This is a genomic window from Paenibacillus sp. P4_A7, assembly GCF_056402455.1.
Window position 1 is genome coordinate 1 of the sequence record NZ_JBFUHJ010000338.1, and the last position, 6,019, is coordinate 6,019.

Sequence of the window (6,019 nt, forward strand, 5' to 3'; positions counted from 1 at the left end):
AATCGTGAGAGCATGGTCCATTTTGTCGGTTTTGCATTAATCATGCTGCTTATGCTTGTAGTAACTTATAATGATATTTTACGGTTGGTAAGAGGGGAGTAGTTCGTCGGTCATGGCTAAAGATAAACAGTTTGTTACTGAAATAACGCCGCAAGGCGAGGATTTCTCTAGATGGTATTTAGATGTTATTAAGAAAGCAGAGCTTATGGATTATTCTCCGGTACGAGGTTGTATCATATTCCGGCCGGAGGGCTATGAATTATGGGAAAATATTCAACGTGATTTGGATCGCCGCTTTAAGGAGACAGGTCATCGCAATGCCTATTTCCCTTTGTTTATTCCTGAGAGCTTCTTCCAGAAAGAGAAAGAGCATGTGGAAGGCTTTAATCCAGAATTGCCATGGGTTACAGAGGCAGCTGGAGAGAAGCTGGAAGAACGGCTTGCTATTCGTCCAACCTCCGAAACGATGTTTGGACATATGTATTCGAAATGGATTCAATCCTATCGCGATCTTCCATTGCTGATTAATCAATGGGCAAACGTAGTTCGTTGGGAGAAGCGGACGATGCCGTTCTTGCGGACGAGTGAGTTTTTATGGCAGGAAGGCCATACTGCTCATGAGACGGAAGAGGAAGCACGCCAAGAAACGATGCAAATGCTGGATGTATATACGCAATTTGTAGAAGAGTTTCTTGCTATTCCAGTTATTAAAGGTGAGAAGACGCCTTCTGAGAGATTTGCAGGGGCAGTTGATACGTATTCGATCGAAGCGATGATGAAGGACGGAAAAGCTGTACAAGCTGGAACTTCGCATTATCTTGGAACGAAATTTGCGGTTGCCTTTGATATAAAGTTTCTTGATCGTGAAAATACTTTGCAATTCGCCCACACGACATCTTGGGGTGTGAGTACGCGTCTTATTGGCGCGCTTATTATGGTTCACGGCGATGACCGTGGTCTTGTCCTGCCTCCAAAGGTTGCTCCGACACAGGTTATTATGATTCCAATCGGGCCAGCGAAAATGCGTGAGCAGGTCGTAGGGCGCGTTGATGAGCTGCATGCTGAGCTTAAGAAAGCAGGCGTACGCGTTCGTGTAGATGATCGTGCTGATGTTAGTCCGGGTTGGAAATTCAATGAGTACGAAATGCGCGGCGTTCCGTTGCGCCTAGAGTTAGGTCCTCGTGATATGGAGAACGGACAGGTTGTCCTTGTGTCTCGTGTAACAGGAGAGAAGAGAGTTGTACTACAAGATAATTTGATTGCTGAAGTGGAAAAAATGCTAGCTGAAACTCATGATGCGATGTTCGAGAAAGCGAAGCAATTCCGTATTGATAATTCGTATTCTGTTGAGACACTTGATGAAATGAAAAGTTCTCTTTTGGAAAAACGAGGCTTCGTTGAAGCTGGATGGTGCGGTTCAGCCGCTTGTGAGAAGCAGGTCAAAGAAGAAACGGGCGCTACAAGCCGTAATATACCTTTTGAGCCTTCTGAGCAAAAGAAAAGTTGTCTCGTATGCGGCGATTCTGCCAAGCATACTGTCGTATTTGCACGCGCTTATTAAGAACTGAAGTTGGTTCGGTTCGTATTGTCAGGAGTGGAATCATTTGAGCCAAACTGCAGACAAGCGGCAGCGCTTTGAACTGCTCTTGCAGCAGGCAGAGCTTCCGCAAGAGCTTATTCATTGTTATTTTCAAGATGGTTATATAGAGCAGGTTGTTGTTGGAAAAAGTAACCGGGAATGGACGTTTTGCATCCGCAAAACGTCCTTAGTGCCCTTACAGGCCTATAATGGTCTTTGTCAGGCTGCTAGAATGAAATTCGAGCACATTGCTGATGTTACCTTTCATTTTATGTATGATCCCGTTGTAGAAACAGAATCAATTTTACTGCAATATTGGGGTTTATTTATGGAGTGGGCACAGCAAGAAGTGGCATCTGTAAATGGTTGGCTGCAAAAAGCGTCCATAGCTGTAGAAGGTGACGTTTTAACATTGTCTTTACTTGATAATACTGGTTTAGATGTAGTACGTAAGAAACGTTTGGATGAGTATATTATTCGTTTTTATAGCACTTATTTTCATCGTAATTGTAAAGTGAAAATGATTATAAACGAAGCAAGGCAAGAAATCATGGATGAATACGCGTTGAAAATCGTTCAGGAAGAACGCGAATTTGTACAGGAGCTTATGGCGAGTTCGCAGTCTGAATCTGATTTGGTTGACGAGGGCGAGATTCGTTTGGCTGTCGGTTACGATATTCGCGAAGAACCTGTTCCTCTCATGAACATTCTAGAAGAAGAGAAAAAAATAACGGTCCAAGGGGCCGTATTTGGTCTGGATATGAAAGAGCTTCGCAACGGAAGCACCTTGTTCACTTTTAACGTGACAGACTTCTCGGACTCAATCGCTATGAAGATGTTTGCTAAGACGAAAGACGATGTTAAAATCTTAAGCCAATTAGCGAACGGGAAATGGATCAAAGCTCGAGGGCGGATTGAATATGATCGCTTTATGCAAGAGCCTGAGCTTGTGATGATGCCCAATGATTTGCATGAGGTGAAATCACCTCCGGATCGCAAGGATAAATCAGAAAATAAGCGAGTGGAATTTCATTTACACACGACGATGAGTACAATGGATGCCGTTACACCCATAGATGTATATATCAAGACCGCAGCAAAGTGGGGTCATAAAGCAATTGCCGTAACAGATCACAGTAATGTGCAATGTTATCCTGATGCATTCAAGGCAGGCAAGAAGAACGATATTAAAGTTTTGTTTGGTGTAGAAGCGAATGTAGTGAATGATGCTGTGCCAATGGTATTGGAATCAAGACCTGAGCCGTTAGCTACCGCACAATACATTGTGTTTGATATAGAGACCACCGGTTTATCGGTTATTAACAACAAAATTATAGAGCTTGCTGGCGTAAAAATGCGTGATGGAAAAGAAATTGATCGTTTTTCAACTTTGATCGATCCTCACGAAAAAATCCCCTATCATATCCAACAGTTAACAAACATTAATGACGATATGGTACGAGGTCAACCAGAGCTAGAGCCGAAGCTGCGTGAGTTTATCGAATTTATCGGTGACGATGTGTTAGTTGCCCATAATGCGCGATTCGATATCGGTTTTATACAAGCCAATTGCAAAGCTTTTGGCATGCCTGAAGTTAAAAATCCAGTACTTGATACACTGGAGCTAGCAAGATTTATTTTCCCGTCTCTAAAAAACCATCGATTAAATACGTTGGCAGACAAGTATAAGGTCAGTCTTGAAAATCACCATAGAGCTGTTGATGACTCACTTGCACTTGGCGGTGTTTTGTATGGTCTAATCGCCGATGCAGCGGAACGCAATATTACGGATCTTAATCAGTTAAATGATTATGTCGGTATAGATTTATCAAATTCACGGCCATTCCATTGTGGTGTTTATGCTTTAAACGCTACAGGCAAGAAAAATTTATTCAAGCTTATTTCGATGTCGCACACCGAGCATTTCAAACGTGTTCCGACGATGCCTAAGAGCAAGCTTGTTGCTTTGCGTGAGGGTCTACTTGTTATTTCAGGCTGCGAGAAGGGCGAGTTTTTCGAAACAGTTATGAACAAGTCATATGAGGAAGCGCTAGAGGTTGCTCGTTTCTATGACGTGCTAGAAATTCAACCCATAGATTTTTATATGCATTTGGTGGAAAAAGGTTTTGTAGGCAGTCGTGCAGAGATTGAGCAAGCATTAAGACGAGTTTGTCAAATCGGTGATGAGCTAGGCAAGCCAGTTATTGCAACAGGTAATGTGCATTATTTGAATCCGCGCGACAAAATGTACCGAGATATTACGATTCATGGTATAACGGGCTTTAGTCCATTGAAGAGTATTCGTAAACCAGATGCACATTTCCGTACGACGGATGAGATGCTGGAAGAGTTTTCTTTCTTAGGCGAAGCGAGAGCGCTTGAGGTAGTCGTAACAAACACTTCCGATCTTGCTGATCGGTTCGAACACTACGAGATGTTTCCAACAGGGTTATTCGCTCCAGATATTGAAGGTGCTGACGAAGAAATTCGTAAGACATGTTATGACACAGCTAAGTCCATGTATGGAGAAGAGCTGCCGCAGGTCGTAATAGATAGGCTGGAGAAAGAACTAGTTCCTATTATTAAATTTAAATTTTCAGCGAACTACTTGATTTCAGAGAAGCTAGTAAAAAAATCAAACGCTGACGGTTATCTTGTTGGTTCACGGGGTTCCGTAGGATCTTCAGTGGTAGCAACTTTTCTGGGGATTTCTGAAGTAAATCCATTGCCAGCTCACTACTTGTGTAAGAATACAGATTGCCGACATAGTGAATGGTTTTTGGATGGCAGCGTAATGAGTGGATTTGATTTACCTGATAAGCTGTGTCCGCTTTGCGGTACGCCTATGAAGGGCGAAGGACAGGATATCCCGTTTGAGACGTTCCTTGGTTTCAAAGGCGATAAGGTTCCCGATATCGATCTTAACTTTTCAGGTGAATACCAGCCGGTTGCCCATAACTTTACGAAAGAAATTTTCGGAGAGAAAAATGTATTTAGGGCGGGAACAATTGGTACCATTGCTGAGAAAACGGCCTACGGCTACACGAAGAAATACGAAGAGGAAATGAATAAGAAATGGCGCGGTGCAGAAATCGCGAGATTAGCGAGCGGATGTACAGGCGTTAAGCGGAGTACAGGACAGCATCCGGGTGGAATTGTCGTCGTACCTGAGTATATGGATATCGAGGATATTACGCCAGTTCAGTTCCCAGCGGATGATGTAAATGCGGAATGGAAGACGACCCACTTCGATTATCATGCTTTTGATGAAAACTTGCTAAAGCTTGATATACTCGGTCACGATGATCCAACGATGATGCGTATGCTTCAGGATTTAACCGGTGTGGATCCGTTATCGATCCCGATGAATGATTCGAAGGTCATGAGCATGTTTAACTCGACGAAAGCACTTAATGTGCCAGGTGAACAAATTCGTTCATCTGTTGCAACTTACGGTRTTCCAGAGATGGGAACTAAGTTTGTACGTCAGATGCTCCAAGAAACACAGCCATCATCCTTTGCGGATTTACTGCAAATTTCCGGATTATCTCATGGAACGGGAGTTTGGCTGGGCAATGCCCAAGAGCTTATCAAAAATGGTACATGTAACATTAAGACGGTTATCGGTTGTCGTGATGACATCATGCTTTTCTTAATATACAAGGCAGGCATGGATGCTGGTCTGGCATTTAAAATTACTGAAAGCGTTCGTAAAGGTAAAGGTCTGACGCCGGAGTGGATTGAAGAGATGAAGCGCTGCAAGGTGCCGCAATGGTACATCGATTCTTGCTTGCGTATTGAGTATATGTTTCCTAAAGCGCATGCGGCAGCTTATGTTATATCAGCCGTTCGTACCGCTTTCTTCAAGCTCTACTATCCGATTGAATATTATGCGACTTACTTTACCGTTCGATCCGACGATTTTGATCTAGAGCTGCTATGTCAAGGGTACGATGCTATCCTGCGCAAGCTGATTGAAATTGAAGCGAAAGGTTTTAATGCTCTCCCGAAAGAGAAGGGTATGGTTTCTCAGCTAGAGATGTCGTTAGAGATGACAGCACGCGGATTTTCATTTAAACCGATTGACTTGTATCGTTCTGATGCAACTAAATTTATTGTTGACGGCGACTCCCTCATTCCTCCTTTTGCTGCTGTAGGTGGCATTGGTGATAATGCAGCGCGAAATATTGCGGCTTCTAGAAATGATGGCGAATTTCTTTCAATCGAGGATTTCCAGATGAAATCGAAGGCGACAAAGACGACCGTAGAGGTGCTCAATAATATGGGCTGCTTCCGCGGACTGCCTGAATCAAACCAGCTTTCTTTGTTCTAAACTGGGAGTGAATAGAAAACATTTCTTGTCACTCTAAGGCGGTTATGTTATAATTTTTCTGGCAATGATGATGATAAAGACTTTGATGCAGAAGAGTGGGGAAACCC

General features: G+C 43.1%; 2 protein-coding genes. Both read left to right on the forward strand.

All coding sequences use genetic code 11. The annotated features are described in order from the left end of the window. Positions 1–112 precede the first annotated feature (112 nt). Complete coding sequence (gene proS / locus AC1DWN_RS25510) at positions 113–1,561, forward strand: proline--tRNA ligase (RefSeq protein WP_477561702.1); 1,449 nt, start codon at positions 113–115, stop codon at positions 1,559–1,561. Positions 1,562–1,604: 43 nt separating this feature from the next. Next, a complete protein-coding gene (locus tag AC1DWN_RS25515) occupies positions 1,605–5,912 on the forward strand; it encodes a PolC-type DNA polymerase III (protein WP_477561703.1) in 4,308 nt (1,435 codons plus the stop codon). Positions 5,913–6,019 lie beyond the last annotated feature (107 nt).